The sequence below is a fragment of the Arthrobacter sp. BB-1 genome, from assembly GCF_006151685.1.
GTDB lineage: Bacteria > Actinomycetota > Actinomycetes > Actinomycetales > Micrococcaceae > Arthrobacter.
Map to the genome: position 1 here is coordinate 1 of NZ_VDEV01000022.1, position 19,787 is coordinate 19,787.

Sequence of the window (19,787 nt, forward strand, 5' to 3'; positions counted from 1 at the left end):
TGAAACCACCGCGGACCTGCTCGCGGACGCCACCGCCTTCGAGGACTTCAACGCCGACAAGGCCGCCGAACGCTCCTTCGCGTTCGTCCGCCTCAACCAGCTCGCCATCGAACACCTCCTCAACGCCCGCTAACCCATGGCTCTTGTAGCAGGCATCGACAGCTCCACCCAGTCCTGCAAGGTGGTGATCCGCGATGCGGACACGGGAGAGTTGGTCCGGCAGGGCAGGGCGGGCCACCCCGACGGGACCGAAATCCACCCGGACCACTGGTGGGCCGCCCTCCAGGAGGCAGCCGGACAGGCAGGCGGACTGGAGGACGTCGCCGCCATCTCGGTGGGAGGCCAGCAACACGGCATGGTCTGCCTGGACAGCGACGGCCAGGTCATCCGGCCCGCACTGCTCTGGAACGACACCCGCAGCGCAGGTGCGGCCGCGGACCTGATCAAGGCGGCAGGCGACGGCGATGCAGCCGCCGGCGCCCGCTACTGGGCCGGTGCCACGGGCACCGTCCCGGTGGCCTCGCTGACACTGACCAAGCTGCACTGGCTGGCCGCCAACGAGCCGGAGAACGCGGCCAGGGTTGCCGCGGTCTGCCTCCCCCACGACTGGCTGACCTGGCGGCTCATGGGCTATGGCCCCGGGAGCGGCGAGGCAGGGCTGGCGGCCCTGAGGACCGACCGCTCGGACGCTTCGGGGACGGGCTACTTTTCGACGGCGACGGGCGAGTACCTGCCGGGGCTCCTGGAGTCCTCGCTGGGGCACATCCCGCTGCTGCCCGAAGTGGTAGGCCCACTGGAGGCCGCCGGCAGGTCTCCGGAAGGCGCCCTCCTGGCCGCCGGGGCCGGGGACAACGCGGCGGCGGCCCTGGGTGTGGGCGCCCGCGTGGGTGATGTTGTGATGTCGCTGGGCACCTCGGGGACGGTCTTCGCCGTGTCCGACACGCCGGCCGCCGACCCGTCCGGGCTGGTGGCAGGGTTTGCCGACGCCTCGGGGAACTACCTGCCGCTGGTGTGCACCTTGAACGCTACCCGCGTTTTTGACGCCACCGCTGCCTTGCTGGACGTCAGTATTGCGGAGTTCAACGAGCTGGCGCTGGCGGCCGAACCAGGCGCGGGTGGCCTCACCCTCGTCCCCTACTTCGACGGCGAGCGCACGCCGAACCTGCCGGACGCCACGGGTTCCCTGCATGGCATCACCCGCGGGAATTACACCCCGGCAAACCTGGCGCGCGCCGCCGTCGAAGGCGTGGTCTGCTCGCTCGCAGACGGGTTGGCCGCCCTGCAGGAACAGGGCGTGGAAGCGCGCCGCATCATCCTGGTGGGCGGCGGAGCGCAGTCAGCGGCGGTCCAGGCGGCGGCAGCGCAACTGCTGGGCATCAGCGTCACCGTGCCCCGCCCGGGAGAATACGTGGCCGACGGCGCCGCCCGCCAGGCCGCCGCGGCACTCACCGGAAAATTTCCGCAGTGGGCACTGGACGCCGTCGACCTCCCTGCAGGGCAGGACGACGGCGGCGTGCTGGCACGCTACCGCCGCTGCGCCTCGATGTACGCCTGACGTATCCACGCAAAAGGACCCGGACCTCACTGTGAAATTAACAGCGCGGTCCGGGTCTTTTCATGTGGGGCGCAGGTCCTGCCAGTTGTGTAGAACGTGGCAGGAGCCTGGGGTCTGGACAGGACATGCAGAGGTGTCAAGCGCACGGTAGGACAAGCTCCGCGCAGCGCTTCCTTCACCGTGGCCAGGACGGTGTTGCGCCCGCAAAGGTTTCGCCGGAGGGCTTATCGGTAAAGATGTGTTTGCCGGCCTGCATGGCCTTCTTCAGCGTGGCGGCGCGGAGGCTGGTCATGGAAGCGTCAAACACGACGTCGATGGTGGGGTCGTTGATAACGGCGCCGAGGTCGGTGCTCCACTCCGAGGCCTTGTGCTTTTCGGCCAGTTCCCGGATCTTGCTTCGTTACGGCCCACCACAATGGGCTCCTGCGTCCGGGATGGGAAGGATGGACCGCAGCAGGTGCCCGCGGTAGCCTATCCGGCCGGTGATGCCGTTCGCCCATCCGACAACTGGCAAGCGCTTTCCGAACCTGGCCCGAAACTGCCATACTTGGTTACGCCTACTGACCCCACAAACCCGACCAGGAGACGCCGTGGCTGCAAGCACCCTTACCGAGGTTGCGCGGCTGGCCGGGGTATCTCCCGCCACTGCCAGCCGGGTCCTCAATGGTTCCGCACGCAAGCCAGGCCAGGACATCGCGGACCGGGTCCGCCAGGCAGCGGACTCGCTTGGATACATTCCCAACGCCCAGGCCCAGGGGCTCGCCAAGTCCAGTTCCGGCCTCATCGGCTTGATTGTGCACGACATCGCGGACCCATATTTCGCCGCCATCGCCCGTGGCGTCCTGGAGGCCGCCCGGGAACAGCGCAAGTTGGTGCTGCTTGCCACCAGCGGCGGGGCGCCCGCGGAGGAGCGGGAGGCCGTGGCAGCCTTCGCCGCACGGCGCGCCGATTCCATCGTGGTCGCCGGCTCACGCTCGTCCCGGGAAGAGGACCGGGACGGCAACGCCGGGCTTGCAGCGGAACTTGACCGGTACTGCCGCAACGGCGGCAAGGTGGCAGTGGTGGGACACCCGGTGGTAGGTGCCACCGCTTCCGAGGGCTACCACGTTGTTGCCGTGCCGAACCAGGAGCTCGCCGGCGCCCTGGCAGCTGAGCTTGCCGCCGGATGGGTTGGCGATTTCGTCATCATCGGTGGCCCTGAGGGCCTGTTCACCTCGGATGACCGGATTCGCGGCTTCCAGGAAGGTCTGGCAAAGGCCGGCCGGGGCCCTGCGCAGGTACTGCGCACGTCATTCAACCGCGCTGGGGGCTACGATGCCGGCCTCAAGCTGGCTGCCAGGATCAAGGCCGGGCGGACGGAGGACGGCGAGGCCCCTGCCGCCGCGACGATGTGCATCTTCGCTGTCAACGACGTGATGGCCATCGGCGCCTCGGCCGCCCTGCGGGCTGAAGGGCTCCGGGTTCCGCGGGACGCCAGGATTGCCGGATTTGATGATATCGAGACCCTGCGGGACTTCCGACCGGCCCTCTCCACGGTCCGCCTGCCGCTGGAAGACATCGGCCGGCTTGCCACCCGGGCGACAGCCGGCGCGGCGGGCAGCAACGATGGCCAGGAGACCGGGGATCCACAGCCCGTGAAGGGCGAAGTCACCCTTCGCCGCAGCACGGAGGCAGTGGCCTGAGCATGGCGTCCGGGCTGGGAAGCTGCACGTCTCTCCCCATGGGCGGCTCGGACTGGGCCTTGCGGCCGGAGAGCCGGGGCCGGACCAGTGGACGGCTCCGTGCGCGGCCTGGCTTGCGCGGGCAGGCTGGACGTCCCGGTTCTCAACCGCCTGCGGCGCGGACTAAGCCAGGGCCCGGATAGTCCAGGACGCCGAGTGCGACTCCCCCGGTTTGAGGTGCAGCAGGTCCACCCCCGAGTTGTAGGCGTCCGGCGGGCAGGTCATGGGTTCAACCGCCAGGCCCAGCCTGTCCGGGGCCACCGGCTTATCGGCCGTATGGATCTGGACCCACGGCAACTCCGTGCCCCATTCCAGCTCCACACCCGTTCCCGCGGGGTCCTGCACGCGCACCCTGGCCAGCCCGGACGCGTCGCGGGAAATGCCGGTGAAGGCATGGTCGATCTTCACGGGCCCCAACCGCCGGGGTCTGCGGAAATCAAAGCCGCGCTCTTCCACGCCCTTCATGCCGACGGGGAGCAGCCGGTCCGGCGTCACCTCAAGGAACTCGCGCGCCGGCACTTCCAGCGTCCATTCGTCCAGCCCATTTGGACCGGCCACCAGGTACGGGTGCGGGCAGGCACCATAGGGGGCACTGGCGGACCCGGTGTTCACCGTCCTCACCGTGCTGTGCAAGCCATCGGGATCCAGCGAGTAGGACACGGACACCTCAAGGTCCGATGGGTAATCCGGGCCCGCGCTGATGGTGCACGCGAGAACCACCCGGTCCTCAGCCGCCTCCCGCACCTCCCAGGTCCGCTCCGTGGCGAGGCCGTGCAGCGCCGCACCCCGCTGGGGCTCGTTGATCGCGGCCTGGTAGGCCGTTCCGGCGTAGGTGTACCTGCCGTCAGCCAGGCGGTTGGGCCAGGGGACGCAGATGACCCCGCGGTAGTCGGGAATCCTGCCGTCCGGGCCAAAGCCCACCACCAGGTCCCGGCCGTTGTGCTGCAGCTCCCGGAGGGCACCCCCGCGCGCTGTGACCACGGCGGTGTAGGGGCCGCTGGCAATGCTGTGTTCCGTGGATGGCATGAAGATCCCCTTTGACGCCGAGATGCTTGTGAGCGCTAACCAGCCTAACGCATGCGCCTGCCCGCGCACACGGAAACCTTCCCGCTGGCTAAAGTTGCACCATGGCCGAAGAAGGCGTGGTTAACAGCCAGGTACTCTCTGCCATCCGCGGTGCGCTGCGCGAACGGGCAGACCCAGTGCGGGGCGCCGGCGCGCAGGCCTACATGAAATCTGCCCTGCCCTGCCTGGGTGTGCGTGTCCCCGAAGTCCGCCGGATCGCCGCCGCGGCCGCTGCCGACAGCCCCTTTACGTCAGCCGTGCAGCTGCGCGGCACCGTCCTTGAGCTATGGCGGAACGCCACGGCCCGCGAAGAACGGTATGCAGCCATCGACCTGACCGCGGACCCCCTGGCCGCCGGTGACATGCTGATGCTGCCCGTCTACGAGGAAATGATCCGCAGTGGCGCCTGGTGGGATGTGGTGGACCCGGTAACCACCCGCCTCTGCGGCCTGCTGCAGGCCAACCGTGCGGAGATGTCAGCAATGCTGCTTGGCTGGGGCACCGATCCGGACTTTTGGATGAGGCGGGCTGCCATCCTCTCGCAGCTGAAGGCGAAGGCCGCCACTGATTCCGGGCTGCTGGCCCGGATCCTTGAAACAAACATGGCAGACCGGGAGTTCTTCATCCGGAAGGCAATCGGATGGGCCCTGCGCGAGTATTCAAAGACGGCGCCGGAGTGGGTGGCGGCCTTCGTGGCAGAACACGCGGCCACCCTCAGTCCCCTGTCCCGGAGGGAAGCCCTCCGGCGGCTCGCTGTCCCGACACCTGGCATATAACGGCAGCCTGCAAGCACCCTGGGTCAGGGGGACGTTCCGGACCGGGATCGCTTTGACCGTTCCGCGGCACGCCAGGCCTCCAGCCTGTTACTTGCCCTGGCACCCGCAAGGGCAAGGATCACACCGCCGAAGGCCATCGCCATGAGCGCGTACACCACGGATGCGGGTGGAGTTCCCCACGTGGCGTGCATCACCAGCGTGCCCGGCACCAGCCCGAGGTAACCCGCCACACCGGCGCCCAGCGCCCACGGCCATGCCTTCGCCATTGCCCGGGTGCCCGGTCCCGGCGGCCGCGAAGGTGCGGCCAGCCTGGACACCCCAATGCCCAGGATGATTCCCAGCAGCGGCGGGCCGAAACCGCCACCGACCGCGAACAGCAGCAGCGAGAGCCCAATCAGCACCAGGGGCCCCCGCCGGCCGCGTATGCCGGCCACCGCCCAGGCGGCGAAAACCCCTGCAGCCACCACGGTCGCGACGCCCGACGCCAAGAGGTCCGGCAACACCGTAAAGGCAGGCTCCCCGTCCAGGATTCCGAACGCCTCGTTCCCGGGCCAGGAACGGAACACCGGGCCACCAGGCGCCACGGGGCCCTGGAGGATCTCGCCAATCCCGTGTTCCATGCCCGCCAGGGCCGCCAGCAGCCCGAAGACGCCCACCACGGTGCGCAGCGCCCTGCCTGGCGGCGCTTGCCGCGAACCCTCCATCCGGCGCCTCCTTGCCATGCGGGATGATTCGACCCTATGGCCGGCGCACCGCGGACAGCAGGGTCCAATGGCCCGGCAAACAGGCCGGACTTCACGTCACGTTCCCCCAACCCCAACCAGGTAGCGCCAAGTGTCGTTCTGGAGCTTCAAAACGGCACTTGGCGCTACCTAGATGACGGGGCGTTCGACGACGGCCTCGTGGGTCTTGCGGAACAGCCGGCGGGTGCGTGGGTCCCAGAAAACCAGGTACAGGCCGAACAGCAGGCCGGTCACCGCAGCGGCCACCCGCGCCAGTGCCAGCGCAAAGCCGAGGTCCTCGGTCTGCAGGTACGGGAAGACTTCCAGCTGGTCCGAAATGGCGTAGATCATGAAGAACGAGACAACAAAGTAGAGCGCCTTGACCTGCCAGTCGTTCCTGATGCCGGTTATTGCGAACAGGGGTATCAGCCAAACGACGTACCAGGATTGGATGATCGGAGCGAGGAGGACCACGGCGGCAAACGCGAGAGTGAGGCGGCGCATCAGCCGGTCATAGTCCCCACGGAAGATCTGCCAGGCAACAATGCCCACGGCAATAAGCTTGCCCACGTTGTGCACAACCCCGGCCAAGGCGGCCCCGTCCAGTCCAAACGGATTGGCCAGCGAGGCAACCACCATGCCGATCAGCCCCACGGGCGCGTACCAGATGGAGATGCTTCCGGGGGCGGAGAGCCCGTTGACCCAGCCGAAGCCGAAACCGTTCACCAGGCTCATCAAGGCCAGGATTCCGAGGCTCAGCCCAGCTGTCAGGCCCCAAAACGCGAACTTGCGGAGCCAGCCTGCGTCCTTGCCAGCCCATAGGAGCCCGATAAACGGCAGGAAGACGATAGTGATGGGCTTCACCGCAATGGAAAGGGTCACCAGGACAATGCCGCGGACCAGCCTGTGCGTCGCGGAGTAGTAGAGCCCGGCCAGCGCCAGCCCGATCATCAGTGCGTCATTGTGGACGCTCGCGATGAAGTTCGTCAGGAACAGCGGGTTCGCGGCGGTGAGCCACAGGGCCCGGTGCGGGTTGACGCCGTGCAGCTCGGCCAGCCGTGGAACATAAATGACACACAGGATCACTCCTGCCACGGCCACCAGCCGGAAGAGCATCACGCTGGCCTCCGGCTGGACGTTCGTGGACCAGACGACGAACTGTTCGATCCACAGGAACAGCTGGCCGTAGGGTACGGGCGCTTCGGTCCACATCTTGTCCGCGCCCAGCTGGAAGTAGTTGGACAGCGCCGAGATGCCGTTCTCGTAGGGGTTGAACCCTTCAACCATCAGCCGGCCCTGTCCGATGTACGCGTAAACGTCGCGGCTGAAGAGCGGCACGCTGAACATCATGGGGAGGCCCCAGGCCACAACGGCCATCAGGGTAGCTTTGCGGGCCTGCCCGCCCCACACCCTGACCCGCTGCCCCAGCCTGAGCCAGGCACGGACCAGGAGCATGCCTCCCACGGCCAGCAGGACAATCGAGAGGGCAACGCCGACCGCTTCGGCGCGCATCCAGATGAACAGTGGCATCCTGCGGAGTTCAGAGACCGGGGCAAGCCAGCCCACGCCCAAGGACCCGATGAGCATGAACATGGACCCAACGAAGCCGGCAAGGAGCGGGGACCGGGGATTATCCACTTCGGCGCCGCCCGCTGCGGCAGTGGCGGCGGGCGCCGCCTCCCCCGTCGCAGGCACAGGCGCCGTCATTTCAGGATTGTCCAATCTATGTCGTCTGCGGTTTCGCCCGGCGGCGCACCGGCCGCCCGGGGCGCATTCCCACGGGAGCGGCATGACCCGCCGCGTCTTCGAAATCCTAGCATCGGACGGTGGCCTGGAGGTGTAACGGTAGGCTTGTCCGGTGCCTATATCTAACGAACGAATCGTCTGGATCGACTGCGAAATGACCGGCCTGGACATCAAGAATGACGCCCTGATCGAGGTGGCGGCGCTGGTCACCGACTCCGAACTGAACATCCTCGGCGACGGCGTCGATGTGGTCATCAAACCGGATGATGCGGCAGTGGCCCAGATGAGCGATTTCGTCCGGGACATGCACACCAAATCGGGGCTCCTCAAGGAACTGCCCCACGGCAAGACGATGGCCGAGGCGGAAGCCGCCGTCATGGAGTACATCTCCGCATGGGTGCCGGACCCGCGCAAGGCGCCCCTGGGTGGCAACTCGGTGGGCACTGACCGGGTGTTCCTGTCCCGGGACATGCCGGCGGTGGTTGAGCACCTGCACTACCGGGTGATCGACGTCAGCACCATCAAGGAACTTTCCCGCCGCTGGTTCGCGAGGGCGTACTTCCAGTCGCCGGCGAAAAAGGGCGGACACCGCGCCCTGGGGGACATCAAGGACTCCATCGACGAGCTCCGTTATTACCGGGAAGCCGTATTCGTACCCGCGCCGGGACCGGACAGTTCCACGGCCCAGCGGATTGCCCGCCGCATCACATCCGCCGGGGACGCCGGGCAGCAGGAAGGGTAATCTGCGCCACCTTCGACGGAATTTTGGGCGAAAACCCCAAAAGTGGACAAAGCACCCCTGAAGAGCAGGTAAGCTATATGAGTTGCCTTTCCAGAGCGCCGGTCCGCCGGTAAATCTGCAGGCACATGGTGGGCTTAGCTCAGTTGGCAGAGCGCCTGGTTGTGGTCCAGGAGGTCGCGGGTTCAACCCCCGTAGCTCACCCTCACGGGACGGTATGTGCAGCCGTCCAAGAAGGAGGCCGCACCGGATATCCGGTGCGGCCTCCTTCGTTTTTTCACCGTCGCACACTTGCACCTCGCACGAGATACCGCTGAAGGACCGCTGAAGATGACCGTTCTGCCAATCACCATCTGGGGAGAACCCGTACTGCACCGCCGCGCTTCCGAGGTTGAAGTGTTCGACGACGAGCTGCGGACCCTGATAGCGGACATGTTTGAGACGAACGACGCCGCCAACGGCGTGGGGCTCGCAGCTCCGCAGATAGGCGTGGGCAAGAGGATCTTCGTGTACAAGTACGCCAATGACGACGGCGCCCCGCCCACGGGCGTGCTGGTCAACCCGGTCCTGACCCTGTCAAAGATTTCCGGTGCGGTACCGGACCCGGATGAGGAAGAGGAAGGTTGCCTGTCCTTCCCCGGCGGACAGTATCCCCTGAAGCGCGCCGAGTGGGCACGCGTTGAAGGGTTTGACGGTTTTGGACAGCCCGTCAGGTTCGAAGCCACCGGCTGGTTTGCCAGGATCATCCAGCACGAATATGACCACCTGGACGGAAAGCTCTACGTCAACCGGCTGATGGACCGCTACGCGCGCAAGGCCATGAAGCAGGCCAAGAAGAGCGGCTGGGGAGTTCCCGGACTGACCTGGATGCCGGGCGTCGACCCTGACCCGTTCGGCCACTAAAGCAGGCGGTCACCCTGCCGCAATGGTGGACTGGCCCGGGCAGGACACCAGCACGCGCTTCATGGCGTCCTTTTCCGCCTCAGTGACCCAGAGTCCGTAGGCTGCCTTGACGGATATTTGGCGGGCCACATAGTGGCAGCGGAAGGACTTGTTCCTGGGAAGCCACGTTGCGGCATCGCCGGCACCCTTCTCCTCGTTTGCCGGGCCGTCCGCGGCGATGAGGTTCAGCGGATCGTTGGCAAGGCTTTGGCGCTGTTTGGCCGTCAGCCCCTGGGCGCCCTTCTGCCAGGCGTCACCCAGGGCCACGACGTGGTCTATCTGGACTGCGCGGCTGCTTTCGGAGCCGCGGCGGAAGTCCAGGGACTGCCCGGTATAAGGCTCCCGGATGGTGCCTGCTGCCACCCTGCAGTTGGACCCCTCCATGAACACCACGGCGGTGAGGTCACGCCGGAGCATGTCGTTGCGGGTGTCGCACCCGTTCCGGTCCACGTCCAGCCACGCCTGGCCGAAGGCTTCGCGGTCGTAGTTGTCCTTGGCGGCGCGGCCCTTGACGGCGAGCCCCTCCAATGCGGCGAGGGCACTGCCCGGGGGCACCGGGCGCACTGGCACGACAGGCTTCATCCAGGCGGGATCAAAGACTGGGGCCTCCGCGGGACCTGCGACGGCGGGCTCCGCCAAGGCAAACTGGCCGGCAGTAAAGAACCAGGACAGGGCCGCCAACGCCGAGGCGGCAGCCACTGCCAGGATGCCCCATGCCTGCCGGGAGCGACGGCGGGCACTCCGATAGGCAGACCAGCTCACAGTCATGGGGCTCCAGCCCCTCCGGCGACATCATGCACCAGAAGAGCCTAGGCCACCAGCCTGCCCTCCCCAGTGTTTTCCACAGTGTGGAGGGCAAGTGGGCGGCGCTGGCGGAAGTGTTCCGCCGCGGGGCTTACTGCTCCCGCATCACCCGCCGGAGGTCCTCCTCGGCGATTGCCAGCAGTCCTTCCAGCTGGCGCACCCGGTCCTCTCCGACGTCGCCCGTTTTGTACGCGGCGCGGGCGCCCTCCAGCAGCCGGACGGCCTCCTTATGGTTGGCTTTGGCCACGTCGAGGGCGTGCTCAAGGGTTGTCTCGTGCTGAAGTGTCGAATCTTTGTCCATGCCACCAGTGTGGTCCCGTTTCCCGGCTGATTCCAGCACCATCAGCCGGGAAATCGCGGGACCGGCGGCCGGAACCTAAACGGCGATCGCAGCCAGGGCCGCGGCGGATTCCTTTGCGGGGAAGGAAGGCGGGTTAACCCCGGCCATCTCCTCCATGACGCGGACCACCTGGCAGCTGTAGCCGAACTCGTTGTCGTACCAGACATAGAGCACAAGGTTCTTGTCCGTGGACACGGTGGCCAGGCCGTCCACGATCCCGGCCCGGCGGGAACCGACGAAGTCAGTGGAAACAACTTCGGGTGAGTCGATGTAGTCGATCTGCTTGCGCAGGTCCGAGTGCAGCGACATCTCACGCAGGTAGTTGTTGACCTCGTCCTTGGTGGTCCCGTTCTCCAGGCTCAGGTTCAGGATGGCGAGGGAAACATCCGGGGTGGGGACGCGGATGGAGCTGCCGGTCAGCTTGCCCAGCAGTTCGGGCAGGGCCTTGGCCACGGCCTTGGCGGCGCCGGTCTCCGTGATCACCATGTTCAGTGCTGCCGAGCGGCCGCGCCGGTCACCCTTGTGGAAGTTGTCGATCAGGTTCTGGTCGTTCGTGAAGGAGTGCACCGTCTCCACATGGCCGTGCACGACGCCGAACTTGTCGTTGATTGCCTTCAGCACCGGCGTGATGGCGTTGGTGGTGCAGGACGCGGCGGAGACGATCTGGTCGGTGTCCTCGATGGTGCCGTGGTTGATGCCGTGGACGATGTTCTTGAGATCGCCCTTGCCCGGGGCGGTCAGCAGGACCCGGGCCACGCCCTTGCTCTGCAGGTGCTGGGACAAGCCCTCCCGGTCACGCCAGCGTCCGGTGTTGTCCACCACAAGGGCGTTGTTTATTCCGTAGGCGGTGTAATCGATGGTGGCGGGGTTGTCCGAGTAGATGACCTGTACCTGCACGCCGTTGGCCGTGATGGTGTTGGCCTCCTCGTCAATCCGAATGGTCCCTTCGAAGGAGCCGTGGACCGAGTCGCGGCGCAGGAGGCTGGCGCGCTTGGAGAGATCGTTGTCAGCACCTTTGCGGACCACGATGGCGCGCAGGCGGAGGCCGTGTCCGCCGCCTGCCTTTTCGATGAGGAGGCGGGCCAGGAGCCGGCCGATCCGGCCGAAGCCGTAAAGCACCACGTCGGTGCTGGTGCGGTCATCGCCGCCGCGCTTGCCCACGACGTCGGCAAGTTCCGCCCGCAGGAATTCTTCCAGCGTGGCGCCGTCGCCTTCTTCCTTGAACTTCTGGTTCAGCCGGGCGATGTCGATGGCAGCGGCACCGAGCTCGAGTCCGGCCAGGGTGTTCAGCAGGGGCGCCGTCTCCTCCAGGAGAAGCTCGTCCTTGCTCATCCGGCGTGCAAAGCGGTGCGCCTTAAGGATGTTCATGGTGGATTTGTTGATCAAACTCCGGCCATGGATGCTGGTGACCACGTTGTTCTCGCGGTACAGCCGGCCGATCACCGGAATCATGGCCTCGGCGAGGGCCTCCCGGCCCATCCACGTATCAAGACAAGAATCTGACGTCTGGCTCACAGAAATACCTTCCTCGGTTCAGCCGTGTACGTCCTCGTACACGGATGTCGGCCACCACATGTTGTGCAGGGGCACCCGCGCCTGCAGGGGTCGGCCCCCAGGCGCCTGGATCGCGTGCAAAGAAAAACCGCCGGCTGCGAAGGCAACCCGGGCGGAAGAACTCCTGCGTCCGGTCTCCATTCTAAGTTGGCCAGCCACCCCTGACCGGCCGGAACCACGTGAAATCACTCACAGGGAAGGGCCTTGCGTCCGGGGAGTCAGTTGTGGATGGCCGAATAGAGATTGAGGCTGGACGAAAACACCACCCAGGAAAAATAGGGCAGCATCAGCAGGCCCGCAGCCGGGCTCACCGGTCCGAACCGCACAACGAGGAATGCAAGCGAGGCCGCAAGCCCGGCTATGACACAGAAAGCGGCCCAGAGGGCAGCGGCACCAAACACCGGAAAGAGCCCGAAGAAGGCCAGCGGCCACGCGGCATTGAGCACCAGTTGGACCAGATACCCGGCCAGGGCACCTCCCCTCAACTCCCCTTTTCGCCAGACGAGCCAGGCGGCGACCGCCACCCCCACATACAAGAGCATCCACATGCTCCTGAACATCCAGCCCGGCGGCATCCAGGGGGCCTTGGCCGATCCCGCGAACCAGCCAGCCGAATGCAGGATGATGGGGACTGACGCGAGGGCCCAGGCAGCGGCGGAGAGCGCAAGGAACCCGGCCAGGGCAACGGCCTGCTGTGCGCGGGCGGGACCCCGCGATTCGGCGGCTCCGTCGCCGGAGGGCGGGTCAATATTTGCGGGCACGGTTCAGGATCCCCAACACAACTCTCAAGGTCAAACCGGACGGGGTGGATGGGTTGACCGATACGCCGGGTTCTGTGCTCCCGCCCCGTTGCCGGTGCGGGAGTAGCGGCCATCCATCTACGAGCGCCGTTGCCGGCGCCCTCCAGCGGCCTACCCGGACACTCGGGCGGGCAGCCCTCAAACGTGTCCTGTCTGGCCTTGCTCCGGGTGGGGTTTACCTAGCCTTCCCGGTCACCCGGGAAGCTGGTGGTCTCTTACACCACCGTTTCACCCTTACCTGGTTCGTGCCGCTTTCAAACCGGCGCGACCCAGGCGGTCTGTTCTCTGTGGCACTGGCCTGCGGGTTACCCCGAGTGGGCGTTACCCACCACCCTGCCCTGCGGAGCCCGGACGTTCCTCGAGCCACTTGCGTGACGCGCGGCCGCCTGGTCAACCCATCCATGTCCAGTCTACCGGGGCGCTGCCACTTTCCCTCCGCCGGTAGGATCGGACGGTGCTGATTCTGCTCCCCCCTTCCGAAGGCAAGACACCCGCGGTCCGTGGTTCCGCCGTCGACTGGCCTTCCCTCAGCTTCCCGGAGCTGAACTCCTGCCGCGCCAAGGTGCTGGACGCGCTGGGGACGGTGAGCGCGCATGACGATGCCCTCGCGTTGCTGGGGGTGGGGGCCTCCCTGAAGGACGACGTCGAGCGCAACACCCGGCTCCATGGTGAACCGGCGGCCCCTGCACACCAGATCTACTCCGGCGTCCTCTATGACGCGCTGGGCTACAAGACACTCACCCCCGTGCAGCGGCGCAAGGCAGACGAGTCGGTGCTGGTGATTTCCGCGCTCTGGGGCGCCATCCGCTTCGGCGACAGCGTGCCCGCCTACCGCCTGTCCATGGGGACCGCACTGCCCGACGTCGGCCGCCTCGCCTCGTTCTGGAAGCCGCACCTGTCCAGTGCGCTGGCGCCGCTTGCCGAGGGGCACCTGCTGGTGGACTGCCGCTCGAGCACCTACTCCGCGGCGTGGGCCCCGCCACCGGCGCAGACAGTGGCGGTCAACGTTCTTACGGAGGTGAACGGCGTCCGGAAGGTGGTCAGCCACTTCGCCAAGCACACCCGTGGCGAACTCGCGCGGCACCTGCTGGCGCGGCGGGGCAAAGCTCCAGCAACGCCGTCGGACCTTGCCAGGGCCGCCCGGGAAGTCTGGCAGGCACAGCTCGTGGACGGTTCCGCGCGGAAACCCCACGCGCTGAACATCATCCTGCCGGGCTGATTCCCCGCCCTTCCAACTAGGTAGCGCTAAGTGTCGTTATGAGCCGCCAAAACGACACTTAGCGCTACCTAGTTGGGTCAGATTGGTTGGGTCAGGCCCACTCCTCCGAGCGGACCAGAATGGCGCCGGAGTCCGGGCAGAAGACGATGTCGTCCGCGGCGGCTGCCTTGATCTCGGCCAGGTCGCCGGGGCTCAGCTTCATGCCCGACGCCTCGGACGTGCCATGGAACAGGCGGGCGGCACCCACACCGCGCTTGGCGAGCGTTTTTTCGTACACGGCCAGCACGCCGGCATCGAGGCCAGCGGCAAATTCGTCGCGCCGGGCGCGGAGGCCGCCGGCCTCCGCCTCCACTTCAGCAAGGGCTGCGTCGAGCTCGGCCCTGATTGTGCCGAAGGACCCTTGGATATCGTCCACGATCGCTTGCTGTGCCGCCTGCCGCTCCCGCAGCGAATCGAGCCGCTCCATGACCTCAAGCTCAATGTCTTCAAGGTCCGAGAGGCGTTTGTTGAGCGAGGCAATGTCCTTCTGCAGCGCCACCAGGTCCTTGGACAATCCGGTGCCGCTGTTCAGCCGCGCCTCGTCCCGCTGGATCCGCGAGGCCACCTGTTCCACGTCCGCCTCGGCCCGCTTAAGTTCGGCCTCGGCGTCATGGACAGCCACCTTCGCCGCGCCCAGCTCGCCGTTGGCAACAGCCAGCGCCGCCTCCAGGTCCTTGATGCGGGGATCGGTTTCCAAGGAGCGGCGGCGGTTGGCGAGCGACTTCAGCTTTGCGTCCAGCCCCTGCAGTTCGAGCAACTTCAACTGTTCCGCCGGTGCTGCCTTCGCCACTGTTACCTCCGCTTGATCCCTACCGGCCGGGGCCGGGCACCTGACCGGCGCTTCCTAGACTCTAGCGCCTGGCCTGCTCCCCTGCCTCGCTCCGCTCGCCCGGGGACCCTTCACGCCAGGCTTAGCCCGGAGTCAGGATGAAGTCCCAGGGATCGCTGTTGGTGGTGCTGACCTGGATTTCAACGTCATGGCCCTGGTCAGCGAGGACATTGCCCAGCGCAGCCGCAGCGGCAGGCAGCCACAGCCACTCGCTGGCGAAGTGGGAGACATCCACAAGGTAGGGCCGGCCGTTCAGGGCAGCCTCCCTAGCTTCCGACGCCGGGTGGTGGCGGAGGTCGGCGGTCACATAGACGTCCGCGTTGCTGGCCCTGACCTCACCAAAGAGGGAGTCCCCGGCACCACCGCACACGGCGATGCGACGGACCAGGCCGTCCTTGTCCCCGGAAACCCGCACTCCCCCGGCTACGGAGGGGAGGATCCCGAACACGCGGGCTGCGAAGTCGCCCAGGGTCATGGCTTCCGCCAGGTCCCCCACCCGCCCGATGCCCTCTTCAGGAAGGCCGTTTGCTGCCACAGTCAGCGGGACGGCGTCCTGGAGGCCCAGCGCATCGGCGAGGACGTCGGACACGCCGCCGACGGCGGAATCACCGTTGGTGTGGACCGTCAGCAACGCGGTGCCGGACTCGATCAACCGGTGCACGGCCCGGCCTTTGGGCGTGGTGGCCGCGACGGAGGTGACGCCCTTCAGGAGCAGGGGATGGTGAGTGATCAGCAGTTCCGCGCCCCACTCCACGGCCTCTTCAATGACTTCCAAGGTAGGGTCGACGGCGAACATCACCTTGGTGACGGGCGCTGAGGGATGGCCTGCAACCAGTCCCACTTCGTCCCAGTTCTCTGCAAGGGATTCCGGCCACAGCTCTTCCACCGCCAGGAGCAGCTCGCCCAGGGTGGGCGCCTCTGCGGGCTCCGCTGCCCCCTGCCCGGCTGACGGTGCGCTGCCGCCGCCGGTCCCGTCGTCGTGCCCGTCGTCGTGCTTGACGCCGTGATCGACGCCGTCGCCGTTGTTTGGGCCGGTAACGTCGGTGTCCGCAGGTTCCATAGTCTTAGTTTTACCCCATCGGGCCAGCCGCGCCGCACGTTTACAAGCCCCACCCACGGACGGCCGGGAATCTTCCCGTGCCCCCAACCATTGAAGAGGTCATGAAAACTTTTGTTTTAGGCGGAGGCTGCTTCTGGTGCCTCGACGCCGTTTACCAGAAGACCAAGGGAGTCACCTCGGTGGTCTCCGGCTACACCGGCGGCCATGATCCGCAGCCGGACTACTATTCGGTCTGCAACGGCACCACCGGCCATGCCGAGGTTGTGGCCGTGACGTTCGACGAGGAGACCATCCCGGAGGAAGTCATCCTGGACATGTTCTTCGCACTGCACGATCCCACCACCTTGAACCGCCAGGGCTACGACGTCGGCACCCAGTACCGTTCGTCCATGTTCTACGAGACCACCGAAGAGAAGATCCTGTTCGAGGAAGCGATTGAACGGAACCAGGCGTTGTGGGCCAACCCCATCGTCACCGAGGTGGTCCGGCTCCCCCGGTTCCATATTGCCGAGGAGTTCCACCAGGACTATTACGCCAAGCATCCCGAGCAGGGGTACTGCCAGGTGATCATCAACCCCAAGCTCGCCAAGGCCAGGAAATATTACTCTGCATGGCTTAACGCTTAGCCACGGTTACGCGGCCTCGTTAGGCTGACCTCAGTATTCACCCCTCAAAGATAGGCGTATCTACATGGCACGGATCTATGACGATGTAACGCAGCTGGTCGGCGGAACCCCGCTGGTCAAGCTCAACCGGCTCAGCGAGGGCCTGGACGCCACCGTCGCCGTCAAGCTTGAGTTCTACAACCCGGCCAACAGCGTCAAAGACCGCATCGGCGTTGCCATCGTCGATGCCGCCGAGAAATCAGGTGCACTGAAGCCCGGCGGGACCATTGTTGAAGGCACTTCCGGCAATACCGGCATCGCCCTGGCCATGGTGGGTGCTGCCCGCGGCTACAAGGTCATCCTCACGATGCCGGAGACCATGTCCACCGAGCGCCGGGTCATGCTGCGCGCTTTTGGCGCCGAGATCGTCCTGACCCCGGGTTCCGAGGGCATGCGCGGCGCTGTGGAGAAGGCCCAGGAAATCGTGGCCAACACCGAGAACTCCATCTGGGCCCAGCAGTTCGCCAACGAAGCCAATCCTGAGATCCACCGCAGCACCACGGCGGAGGAAATCTGGGCTGACACCGACGGCGCAGTGGACATCTTCGTTGCAGGCGTAGGCACCGGTGGAACCGTCACCGGAGTCGGCCAGGTCCTGAAGGAGCGCAAGCCCGGCGTCCAGATCGTCGCGATCGAACCCAAGGACTCCGCCATCCTCAACGGCGGCGCACCCGGCCCGCACAAGATCCAGGGCATCGGCGCTAACTTCGTCCCCGAAATCCTGGACACCAACGTCTACGACGAGGTCCTCGACGCCACCCTTGAGGATTCCGTCCGCGTGGCCCGCGAGCTCGGCGTCAAGGAAGGCATCCTGGGCGGCATCTCCTCCGGCGCCATTGTCTGGGGTGCACTGGAGCTGGCGAAGCGTCCCGAAAACAAGGGCAAGCTGATCGTGGCTGTTGTCTGTGACTTCGGCGAGCGTTACATCTCCACCGTGCTCTATGACGACATCCGCGGCTGATCAGTCCGCTGTTCGCCCGTTTCCTGTAGAAAGAACTTTGTGGGCTTTTTCGCAAGACTAAAGGAAGACCTCGACGCCGCCCGGTCCCACGACCCGGCGGCTCGAGGTTCTTTTGAGAACTTTTTCGCATACTCCGGCCTGCATGCCATCTGGATCCACCGGCTGACGCACCGGCTGTGGCAGAACCCGGGCCTGCGTTTTCCTGCCCGGTTGCTCTCGCAGCTGGGCAGGTTCCTCACCGGCATAGAGATCCATCCGGGTGCCACCATCGGCCGCCGCTTCTTCATTGACCACGGCATGGGCGTGGTCATCGGGGAAACTGCGGAGATCGGTGAGGACGTGATGATCTATCACGGAGTCACCCTGGGCGGCCGCTCCCTGGCCCGCATCAAGCGCCACCCCACCATCGGTGACCGGGTGACGATCGGCGCCGGGGCGAAGATCCTGGGGCCGATCACCATTGGCCGGGACAGCGCCGTGGGCGCCAACGCCGTGGTGGTCAAGGACGCCCCGCCCGAATCGATTGTCACCGGCGTCCCGGCCAAATGGAGACACCGGGACGCGCAGCGGGAAACCAAGCCCGCCGTGGACCCGGCTGAATACGACATCGAGTACCGGATCTAGCAGTAGCAGGTACAGCAAAAGGCGGGCAGTCTCCCGGAGAACCGGGAAACTGCCCGCCTTTGTCATGCGGCGGCAAGTGCTAGTGCGTGTCCACTGCTTCGATCTCGGACTTGTCCTCGCCCCAAAGGGTGTGGAATGTACCCTCGGAGTCGACGCGGCCGTAGGTGTGGGCTCCGAACAGGTCACGCTGGCCCTGGATCAGGGCGGCAGCGACGCGCTTGCGGCGCAGGCCGTCGTAGTAGGCCAGGGAAGAGGAGAACACCGGAACGGGGATCCCCAGCTGGACGGCGGTGGCCACGACACGGCGCCAGGCAGGCAGTGCACCTGCGATGGCCTCGGTGAAGGCCGGTGCGAACAGGAGGTTTGCGGGCTTCTCGTCGGCGGCATAGGCCTTGGTGATGTCCTTGAGGAGCTCTGCACGGATGATGCAGCCTGCGCGCCACAGTGAGGCAATCTCGTCCAGCTTGAGGTCCCAGCCGTACTCCTTGGCCGCGGATGTCAGCATGTCCATGCCCTGGGCATAGGAGACCAGCTTGGAAGCGTACAGTGCCTGGCGGACGTCCTCAACGAAGGTCTCGGGGATCTCCACCGACGCCTCGTTGCCGGCCAGCAACTCCTGGCCCAGCTTGCGCTGCTCCGTCTGCGAGGACAGGGCGCGCGCGAAGACGGATTCGGCGATGCCGGAAACCGGCGAGCCGAGCTCCAGTGCGGAGATGACAGTCCAGCGGCCGGTGCCCTTCTGGCCGGCTGCGTCCACCACGACGTCGACGAACGGCTTGCCGGTCTTGGCATCCACGTGGCCCAGGACCTCAGCGGAGATCTCGATCAGGAACGAGGAGAGCTCGCCCTGGTTCCATTCCGAGAAGATCTTGGCCTGTTCGGCCGGCTCAATGCCGGCACCTGAACGCAGGAGGTCGAAGGCTTCGCCGATGACCTGCATGTCGGCGTATTCAATGCCGTTGTGGACCATCTTGACGAAGTGGCCGGCGCCGTCGGTTCCCACCCAGGCGCAGCACGGTTCGCCGTCCACCTTGGCTGAGATCTTTTCCAGCAGCGGGCCCAGGGCCTTGTACGACTCCTTGGAACCGCCGGGCATGATGGAGGGGCCGTTGAGGGCGCCCTCTTCGCCACCGGAAACGCCAACGCCCACGAAGTGCAGGTCCTTCTTGGCAAGGGCCGCTTCGCGGCGGCGGGTGTCCTCGTAGTGGGAGTTGCCGGCGTCGATGATGATGTCGCCCGGTTCCAGGAGCGGCTCCAACTGTTCGATGACCGAGTCAACGGGCTTTCCTGCCTTGACCATGATCAGCACACGGCGCGGCTTTTCCAGGGAATCGACCAGTTCCTGCAGGGTCTCCGTCCTGACAAAGTCGCCTTCGGAGCCGTACCTTTCCAGCAGGGCGTCGGTCTTCTCGACTGAGCGGTTGTGCAGGGCAACCGTGAAGCCGTTCCTGGCCAGGTTGCGGGCGAGGTTGGCGCCCATCACCGCGAGGCCGGTGACACCGATGTGTGCAGACATCAAAACTCCAATTCGTACTTTGCGCGGATGTGCAGGGCTCCCCTTGGTAGGGAAACACGTTGCAGACCAAGGGTCTGAATAAAGCATATATATTTGGGAGGTCACAGGAA

At 66.1% G+C, this 19,787-nt stretch carries 19 protein-coding genes, 1 tRNA gene, 1 other RNA gene and 2 pseudogenes; 11 read left to right on the forward strand and 12 right to left on the reverse strand.

What is annotated here, in order from left to right; all coding sequences use genetic code 11:
• A pseudogene (locus FHJ30_RS11800) lies at positions 1 to 133 on the forward strand (xylose isomerase); the annotation flags it as partial.
• A 3-nt stretch (positions 134 to 136) separates the two neighbouring features.
• On the forward strand, positions 137 to 1,555 hold the full coding sequence (gene xylB / locus FHJ30_RS11805; RefSeq protein WP_139029499.1) for a xylulokinase: 1,419 nt from the start codon (positions 137 to 139) through the stop codon (positions 1,553 to 1,555).
• Between the two features lie 196 nt (positions 1,556 to 1,751).
• Here the strand turns inward: xylB and FHJ30_RS21685 are convergent.
• Positions 1,752 to 2,069: pseudogene (locus FHJ30_RS21685) on the reverse strand (Gfo/Idh/MocA family oxidoreductase); the annotation flags it as partial.
• 76 nt (positions 2,070 to 2,145) lie between these two features.
• Here FHJ30_RS21685 and FHJ30_RS11815 point away from each other — a divergent pair.
• Positions 2,146 to 3,237: a LacI family DNA-binding transcriptional regulator gene (locus FHJ30_RS11815; RefSeq protein ID WP_139029500.1), complete on the forward strand. Its 1,092-nt coding sequence runs from the start codon at positions 2,146 to 2,148 to the stop codon at positions 3,235 to 3,237.
• Positions 3,238 to 3,399: 162 nt separating this feature from the next.
• Here the strand turns inward: FHJ30_RS11815 and FHJ30_RS11820 are convergent, their stop codons facing one another.
• Positions 3,400 to 4,302 (reverse strand): aldose 1-epimerase family protein, encoded by a 903-nt coding sequence (locus tag FHJ30_RS11820; RefSeq protein ID WP_139029501.1) that lies wholly within the window; start codon positions 4,300 to 4,302, stop codon positions 3,400 to 3,402.
• Positions 4,303 to 4,403: 101 nt separating this feature from the next.
• Between FHJ30_RS11820 and FHJ30_RS11825 the strand changes: the two genes are divergently transcribed.
• The gene (locus FHJ30_RS11825) at positions 4,404 to 5,117 is read left to right on the forward strand and encodes a DNA alkylation repair protein (RefSeq protein ID WP_171059004.1); all 714 of its coding nucleotides are present in this window, start codon (positions 4,404 to 4,406) and stop codon (positions 5,115 to 5,117) included.
• Positions 5,118 to 5,140: 23 nt separating this feature from the next.
• On the opposite strand, the gene FHJ30_RS11830 is transcribed toward FHJ30_RS11825, so the two are convergent.
• Positions 5,141 to 5,821 carry a hypothetical protein gene (locus FHJ30_RS11830; RefSeq protein WP_139029502.1) on the reverse strand — a complete coding sequence of 227 codons (681 nt, stop codon included), beginning with the start codon at positions 5,819 to 5,821 and terminating at the stop codon, positions 5,141 to 5,143.
• Between the two features lie 168 nt (positions 5,822 to 5,989).
• Entirely contained in the window at positions 5,990 to 7,546 is a 1,557-nt protein-coding gene (gene mptB / locus FHJ30_RS11835) for a polyprenol phosphomannose-dependent alpha 1,6 mannosyltransferase MptB (RefSeq protein WP_139029503.1), read from the reverse strand.
• A 151-nt stretch (positions 7,547 to 7,697) separates the two neighbouring features.
• Here mptB and orn point away from each other — a divergent pair, with 151 nt between their 5' ends.
• From orn to def, 3 genes are all read left to right on the forward strand, one after another.
• Positions 7,698 to 8,327 carry an oligoribonuclease gene (gene orn, locus FHJ30_RS11840; RefSeq protein ID WP_139029504.1) on the forward strand — a complete coding sequence of 210 codons (630 nt, stop codon included), beginning with the start codon at positions 7,698 to 7,700 and terminating at the stop codon, positions 8,325 to 8,327.
• Positions 8,328 to 8,455: 128 nt separating this feature from the next.
• Positions 8,456 to 8,528: transfer RNA gene (locus FHJ30_RS11845), tRNA-His, on the forward strand.
• A 126-nt stretch (positions 8,529 to 8,654) separates the two neighbouring features.
• Positions 8,655 to 9,227, forward strand: a complete 573-nt coding sequence (gene def / locus FHJ30_RS11850; RefSeq protein WP_139029505.1) for a peptide deformylase — start codon at positions 8,655 to 8,657, stop codon at positions 9,225 to 9,227.
• Between the two features lie 9 nt (positions 9,228 to 9,236).
• Here def and FHJ30_RS11855 read toward each other — a convergent pair whose 3' ends face one another.
• The 5 genes from FHJ30_RS11855 to rnpB form a co-directional block, all read right to left on the reverse strand.
• The gene (locus tag FHJ30_RS11855) at positions 9,237 to 10,034 is read right to left on the reverse strand and encodes an HNH endonuclease family protein (RefSeq protein WP_139029506.1); all 798 of its coding nucleotides are present in this window, start codon (positions 10,032 to 10,034) and stop codon (positions 9,237 to 9,239) included.
• Positions 10,035 to 10,161: 127 nt separating this feature from the next.
• Positions 10,162 to 10,371: a hypothetical protein gene (locus tag FHJ30_RS11860; RefSeq protein ID WP_104998252.1), complete on the reverse strand. Its 210-nt coding sequence runs from the start codon at positions 10,369 to 10,371 to the stop codon at positions 10,162 to 10,164.
• Positions 10,372 to 10,446: 75 nt separating this feature from the next.
• The gene (locus tag FHJ30_RS11865) at positions 10,447 to 11,925 is read right to left on the reverse strand and encodes a glyceraldehyde-3-phosphate dehydrogenase (RefSeq protein ID WP_139029507.1); all 1,479 of its coding nucleotides are present in this window, start codon (positions 11,923 to 11,925) and stop codon (positions 10,447 to 10,449) included.
• Positions 11,926 to 12,182: 257 nt separating this feature from the next.
• A complete protein-coding gene (locus tag FHJ30_RS11870) occupies positions 12,183 to 12,725 on the reverse strand; it encodes a TspO/MBR family protein (protein ID WP_139029508.1) in 543 nt (180 codons plus the stop codon).
• Positions 12,726 to 12,770: 45 nt separating this feature from the next.
• An RNA gene (gene rnpB, locus FHJ30_RS11875) (RNase P RNA component class A) lies at positions 12,771 to 13,162 on the reverse strand.
• A 56-nt stretch (positions 13,163 to 13,218) separates the two neighbouring features.
• Between rnpB and FHJ30_RS11880 the strand changes: the two genes are divergently transcribed.
• Positions 13,219 to 13,983, forward strand: coding sequence for a YaaA family protein (locus FHJ30_RS11880; RefSeq protein ID WP_139029509.1), 765 nt, complete (start codon positions 13,219 to 13,221; stop codon positions 13,981 to 13,983).
• A 91-nt stretch (positions 13,984 to 14,074) separates the two neighbouring features.
• On the opposite strand, the gene FHJ30_RS11885 is transcribed toward FHJ30_RS11880, so the two are convergent.
• Both FHJ30_RS11885 and FHJ30_RS11890 read right to left on the reverse strand, forming a co-directional pair.
• A complete protein-coding gene (locus tag FHJ30_RS11885) occupies positions 14,075 to 14,812 on the reverse strand; it encodes a zinc ribbon domain-containing protein (protein ID WP_139029510.1) in 738 nt (245 codons plus the stop codon).
• A gap of 121 nt (positions 14,813 to 14,933) precedes the next feature.
• A complete protein-coding gene (locus tag FHJ30_RS11890) occupies positions 14,934 to 15,911 on the reverse strand; it encodes a Nif3-like dinuclear metal center hexameric protein (RefSeq protein ID WP_139029511.1) in 978 nt (325 codons plus the stop codon).
• A gap of 101 nt (positions 15,912 to 16,012) precedes the next feature.
• On the opposite strand from FHJ30_RS11890, the gene msrA reads away from it, so the two are divergent.
• The 3 genes from msrA (at position 16,013) to epsC (ending at position 18,161) form a co-directional block, all read left to right on the forward strand.
• Positions 16,013 to 16,537: a peptide-methionine (S)-S-oxide reductase MsrA gene (msrA, locus tag FHJ30_RS11895; RefSeq protein WP_139029512.1), complete on the forward strand. Its 525-nt coding sequence runs from the start codon at positions 16,013 to 16,015 to the stop codon at positions 16,535 to 16,537.
• 64 nt (positions 16,538 to 16,601) lie between these two features.
• Entirely contained in the window at positions 16,602 to 17,537 is a 936-nt protein-coding gene (gene cysK / locus FHJ30_RS11900) for a cysteine synthase A (protein ID WP_139029513.1), read from the forward strand.
• Positions 17,538 to 17,576: 39 nt separating this feature from the next.
• Positions 17,577 to 18,161, forward strand: coding sequence for a serine O-acetyltransferase EpsC (gene epsC / locus FHJ30_RS11905; protein WP_139029514.1), 585 nt, complete (start codon positions 17,577 to 17,579; stop codon positions 18,159 to 18,161).
• A 79-nt stretch (positions 18,162 to 18,240) separates the two neighbouring features.
• Here the strand turns inward: epsC and gndA are convergent, their stop codons facing one another.
• On the reverse strand, positions 18,241 to 19,677 hold the full coding sequence (gene gndA, locus FHJ30_RS11910) for an NADP-dependent phosphogluconate dehydrogenase (RefSeq protein WP_139029515.1): 1,437 nt from the start codon (positions 19,675 to 19,677) through the stop codon (positions 18,241 to 18,243).
• Positions 19,678 to 19,787: the final 110 nt, after the last annotated feature.

What these genes read in the sequence shown, in the direction of transcription:
- FHJ30_RS11860 (WP_104998252.1), bottom strand. Translation starts at nt 10,371, where the DNA reads ATGGACAAAGATTCGACACTTCAGCACGAGACAACCCTTGAGCACGCC.
- FHJ30_RS11890 (WP_139029511.1), bottom strand. Translation starts at nt 15,911, where the DNA reads ATGGAACCTGCGGACACCGACGTTACCGGCCCAAACAACGGCGACGGC.
- xylB (WP_139029499.1), top strand. Translation starts at nt 137, where the DNA reads ATGGCTCTTGTAGCAGGCATCGACAGCTCCACCCAGTCCTGCAAGGTG.
- FHJ30_RS11830 (WP_139029502.1), bottom strand. Translation starts at nt 5,821, where the DNA reads ATGGAGGGTTCGCGGCAAGCGCCGCCAGGCAGGGCGCTGCGCACCGTG.
- cysK (WP_139029513.1), top strand. Translation starts at nt 16,602, where the DNA reads ATGGCACGGATCTATGACGATGTAACGCAGCTGGTCGGCGGAACCCCG.
- msrA (WP_139029512.1), top strand. Translation starts at nt 16,013, where the DNA reads ATGAAAACTTTTGTTTTAGGCGGAGGCTGCTTCTGGTGCCTCGACGCC.
- FHJ30_RS11825 (WP_171059004.1), top strand. Translation starts at nt 4,404, where the DNA reads ATGGCCGAAGAAGGCGTGGTTAACAGCCAGGTACTCTCTGCCATCCGC.
- mptB (WP_139029503.1), bottom strand. Translation starts at nt 7,546, where the DNA reads ATGACGGCGCCTGTGCCTGCGACGGGGGAGGCGGCGCCCGCCGCCACT.
- FHJ30_RS11820 (WP_139029501.1), bottom strand. Translation starts at nt 4,302, where the DNA reads ATGCCATCCACGGAACACAGCATTGCCAGCGGCCCCTACACCGCCGTG.
- def (WP_139029505.1), top strand. Translation starts at nt 8,655, where the DNA reads ATGACCGTTCTGCCAATCACCATCTGGGGAGAACCCGTACTGCACCGC.
- gndA (WP_139029515.1), bottom strand. Translation starts at nt 19,677, where the DNA reads ATGTCTGCACACATCGGTGTCACCGGCCTCGCGGTGATGGGCGCCAAC.
- FHJ30_RS11855 (WP_139029506.1), bottom strand. Translation starts at nt 10,034, where the DNA reads ATGACTGTGAGCTGGTCTGCCTATCGGAGTGCCCGCCGTCGCTCCCGG.